Here is a 4974-nt window from a genome sequence, read left to right as displayed (position 1 = left end):
GCGGAATAAAAGCCTGACGATGACCTACTTTCACAGACGTCCGTCCACTATCATCGGCGCGAAGGCGTTTCACTGTCCTGTTCGGGATGGGAAGGAGTGGTACCACCTTGCTATGGTCGTCAGGCGTAACTGGTTGAGCTGCTGCGCGTTAACGCAACYGCTCCAATCTTGGAAGAAACACAACGTGTGGGTGATCAGAGGCTAGCTCGATGATCACGCACAAGGGGTATGTAATTGGTGTTGGCTGRCTGCYGACGGTGCAGCCAGATTTTGTATTGAACGACACTTGGAACGCTATATCACCAGGTCAATAACCATCAGTGTTATAGGATCAAGCCTCACGAGCAATTAGTATCGGTTAGCTTAACGCATTACTRCGCTTCCACACCCGACCTATCAACGTCCTGGTCTCGAACGACTCTTTAGGGGGATCAAGTCCCCGGGATACCTAATCTTCAGACGAGTTTCCCGCTTAGATGCCTTCAGCGGTTATCTCTTCCGTACTTAGCTACCCGGCAATGCCATTGGCATGACAACCGGTACACCAGAGGTACGTCCACTCCGGTCCTCTCGTACTAGGAGCAGGCTCCGTCAAGTATCCAACGCCCACGGCAGATAGGGACCAAACTGTCTCACGACGTTTTAAACCCAGCTCACGTACCTCTTTAAATGGCGAACAGCCATACCCTTGGGACCGGCTACAGCCCCAGGATGAGATGAGCCGACATCGAGGTGCCAAACACCGCCGTCGATATGAACTCTTGGGCGGTATCAGCCTGTTATCCCCAGAGTACCTTTTATCCGTTGAGCGATGGCCCTTCCATTCAGAACCACCGGATCACTATGTCCTGCTTTCGCACCTGTTCGACTTGTCAGTCTCACAGTCAAGCACGCTTATGCCATTGCACTATCAGCACGATTTCCGACCGTACCTAGCGTACCTTCGAACTCCTCCGTTACACTTTGGGAGGAGACCGCCCCAGTCAAACTGCCCACCATGCACTGTCCCCGATCCGGATAACGGACCAAGGTTAGAACCGCAAACAAACCAGGGTGGTATTTCAAGGATGGCTCCACGTGATCTAGCGACCACGCTTCAAAGCCTCCCACCTATCCTACACAGGCCGGTTCACAGATCAATGCAAAGCTACAGTAAAGGTTCATGGGGTCTTTCCGTCTAGCCGCGGGTAGATTGCATCATCACAAACACTTCAACTTCGCTGAGTCTCAGGAGGAGACAGTGTGGCCATCGTTACGCCATTCGTGCAGGTCGGAACTTACCCGACAAGGAATTTCGCTACCTTAGGACCGTTATAGTTACGGCCGCCGTTTACCGGGGCTTCGATCAAGAGCTTGCACCCCATCACTTAACCTTCCGGCACCGGGCAGGCGTCACACCCTATACGTCGACTTTCGTCTTTGCAGAGTGCTGTGTTTTTAATAAACAGTCGCAGCCACCGATTCTCTGCGACCCCATCATGCTAAGCGCGCAGGCGCTTCACACTACCGGGGTATACCTTCTCCCGAAGTTACGGTATCAATTTGCCGAGTTCCTTCTCCTGAGTTCTCTCAAGCGCCTTGGAATATTCATCCCGTCCACCTGTGTCGGTTTGCGGTACGGTCTCGTACAGCTGAAGCTTAGAGGCTTTTCTTGGAACCACTTCCAATCACTTCGCAAGCAATGCTCGCTCGTGCCATACCCTTGATTTACGCGCCCGGATTTGCCTAAGCGCCATCTTCGATACAGCAACAGGGACATCCAACACCCTGATGATCTTCCGCGATCCGTCCCCCCATCGCACTGTACGACGGTACTGGAATATTAACCAGTTTCCCATCAGCTACGCATCTCTGCCTCGCCTTAGGGGCCGACTCACCCTGCGCCGATGAACGTTGCGCAGGAAACCTTGGACTTACGGCGAGGGGGCTTTTCACCCCCTTTATCGCTACTCATGTCAGCATTCGCACTTCTGATACCTCCAGCAGCCTTTACAAGCCACCTTCGCAGGCTTACAGAACGCTCTCCTACCGCGTGCACTAAAAGTGCACACCCGCAGCTTCGGTTTATCGCTTAGCCCCGTTACATCTTCCGCGCAGGACGACTCGATCAGTGAGCTATTACGCTTTCTTTAAAGGATGGCTGCTTCTAAGCCAACCTCCTGACTGTCTATGCCTTCCCACTTCGTTTCCCACTTAGCGATAATTCGGGACCTTAGCTGGCGGTCTGGGTTGTTTCCCTCTTGAGTCCGGACGTTAGCACCCGGTGCTCTGTCTCCCAAGCTGTACTTGCGGGTATTCGGAGTTTGCCATAGTTTGGTAAGTCGCCATGACCCCCTAGCTATAACAGTGCTCTACCCCCCGCAGTAATACTTGAGGCACTACCTAAATAGTTTTCGGAGAGAACCAGCTATTTCCAGATTTGTTTAGCCTTTCACCCCTATCCACAGCTCATCCCCTAATTTTTCAACATTAGTGGGTTCGGTCCTCCAGCACGTGTTACCGTGCCTTCAACCTGGCCATGGATAGATCATCTGGTTTCGGGTCTACACCCAGCGACTGAATCGCCCTATTCGGACTCGCTTTCGCTACGGCTTCCCTATTCGGTTAACCTTGCCACTGAATGTAAGTCGCTGACCCATTATACAAAAGGTACGCAGTCACCCCACAAGGAGGCTCCTACTGTTTGTATGCATACGGTTTCAGGATCTATTTCACTCCCCTTCCGGGGTTCTTTTCGCCTTTCCCTCACGGTACTGGTTCACTATCGGTCGATCACGAGTATTTAGCCTTGGAGGATGGTCCCCCCATCTTCAAACAGGATTTCACGTGTCCCGCCCTACTTGTCTTACGCTTAGTTCCACACACAAGATTTCGCCTACAGGGCTATCACCTGCTACGGCCGGACTTTCCATTCCGTTCGACTATCTTGCGTGCTAAAACGTAAAGGCTCTTCCGATTTCGCTCGCCACTACTTTCGGAATCTCGGTTGATTTCTTTTCCTCGAGCTACTGAGATGTTTCAGTTCACCCGGTTCGCTTCCACTAGCCTATGTATTCAGCTAGGGATACYGCATTGCTGCRGTGGGTTTCCCCATTCGGACATCTACGGATCAAAGCTTGTTTGCCAGCTCCCCGTAGCTTTTCGCAGGCTACTACGTCCTTCATCGCCTGTGATCGCCAAGGCATCCACCATATGCACTTAGTCGCTTGATCCTATAACGCTGTAGGCTATAGGACCTGAGTATTAGCGTTTGTGCCGTTCATAAGTTTCAAAGCAGTCTGAAGTTATTCACYTCAGTCTTGAGAACTTGGAACAAAATAATGCAATCACAACCCGTACTTATTTTCTTCAGCTTGCGCTGAGTACTCAATAAGTACATTTCGTTGTGCCTTAACACGAGCACTTAAGCTCTGAAAGGAGGTGATCCAGCCGCACCTTCCGATACGGCTACCTTGTTACGACTTCACCCCAGTCATGAATCCTACCGTGGTAATCGCCCCCCTTGCGGTTAGGCTAACTACTTCTGGTAAAACCCACTCCCATGGTGTGACGGGCGGTGTGTACAAGACCCGGGAACGTATTCACCGCGACATGCTGATCCGCGATTACTAGCGATTCCGACTTCACGCAGTCGAGTTGCAGACTGCGATCCGGACTACGATCGGGTTTCTGGGATTGGCTCCCCCTCGCGGGTTGGCGACCCTCTGTCCCGACCATTGTATGACGTGTGAAGCCCTACCCATAAGGGCCATGAGGACTTGACGTCATCCCCACCTTCCTCCGGTTTGTCACCGGCAGTCTCATTAGAGTGCCCTTTCGTAGCAACTAATGACAAGGGTTGCGCTCGTTGCGGGACTTAACCCAACATCTCACGACACGAGCTGACGACAGCCATGCAGCACCTGTGTTCCGGTTCTCTTGCGAGCACTTCCRAATCTCTTCRGAATTCCAGACATGTCAAGGGTAGGTAAGGTTTTTCGCGTTGCATCGAATTAATCCACATCATCCACCGCTTGTGCGGGTCCCCGTCAATTCCTTTGAGTTTTAATCTTGCGACCGTACTCCCCAGGCGGTCAACTTCACGCGTTAGCTGCGCTACCAAGGCCCGAAGGCCCCAACAGCTAGTTGACATCGTTTAGGGCGTGGACTACCAGGGTATCTAATCCTGTTTGCTCCCCACGCTTTCGTGCATGAGCGTCAGTGTTATCCCAGGAGGCTGCCTTCGCCATCGGTGTTCCTCCGCATATCTACGCATTTCACTGCTACACGCGGAATTCCACCTCCCTCTGACACACTCTAGCTCGGTAGTTAAAAATGCAGTTCCAAAGTTAAGCTCTGGGATTTCACATCTTTCTTTCCGAACCGCCTGCGCACGCTTTACGCCCAGTAATTCCGATTAACGCTTGCACCCTACGTATTACCGCGGCTGCTGGCACGTAGTTAGCCGGTGCTTATTCTGCAGGTACCGTCAGTTTCACGGGGTATTAGCCCATGACGTTTCTTTCCTGCCAAAAGTGCTTTACAACCCGAAGGCCTTCATCGCACACGCGGGATGGCTGGATCAGGGTTTCCCCCATTGTCCAAAATTCCCCACTGCTGCCTCCCGTAGGAGTCTGGGCCGTGTCTCAGTCCCAGTGTGGCTGGTCGTCCTCTCAAACCAGCTACGGATCGTCGCCTTGGTGAGCCGTTACCCCACCAACTAGCTAATCCGATATCGGCCGCTCTAATAGTGCAAGGTCTTGCGATCCCCTGCTTTCCCCCGTAGGGCGTATGCGGTATTAGCTACGCTTTCGCGTAGTTATCCCCCGCTACTAGGCACGTTCCGATACATTACTCACCCGTTCGCCACTCGCCACCAGACCGAAGTCCGTGCTGCCGTTCGACTTGCATGTGTAAGGCATCCCGCTAGCGTTCAATCTGAGCCAGGATCAAACTCTTCAGTTTAATCTCTGTATTTGTTTCGTATTCTTGGTC

At 52.4% G+C, this 4974-nt stretch carries 3 rRNA genes; all 3 read right to left on the bottom strand.

Annotated features, from left to right (window positions below):
* Positions 1-11 precede the first annotated feature (11 nt).
* Positions 12-124 (bottom strand): 5S ribosomal RNA (gene rrf / locus AC1DB0_RS29765).
* Between the two features lie 203 nt (positions 125-327).
* Positions 328-3212: ribosomal RNA gene (locus tag AC1DB0_RS29760) — 23S ribosomal RNA — on the bottom strand.
* A gap of 201 nt (positions 3213-3413) precedes the next feature.
* Positions 3414-4944, bottom strand: a 16S ribosomal RNA gene (locus tag AC1DB0_RS29755).
* The 16S, 23S and 5S rRNA genes sit together here, the layout of an rRNA operon.
* Positions 4945-4974: the final 30 nt, after the last annotated feature.

The organism is Achromobacter sp. 10T422 (genome assembly GCF_056394065.1).
The sequence above is the reverse complement of the archived record's forward strand: the minus strand, read 5'-3'. Positions and strand labels throughout refer to the sequence as shown.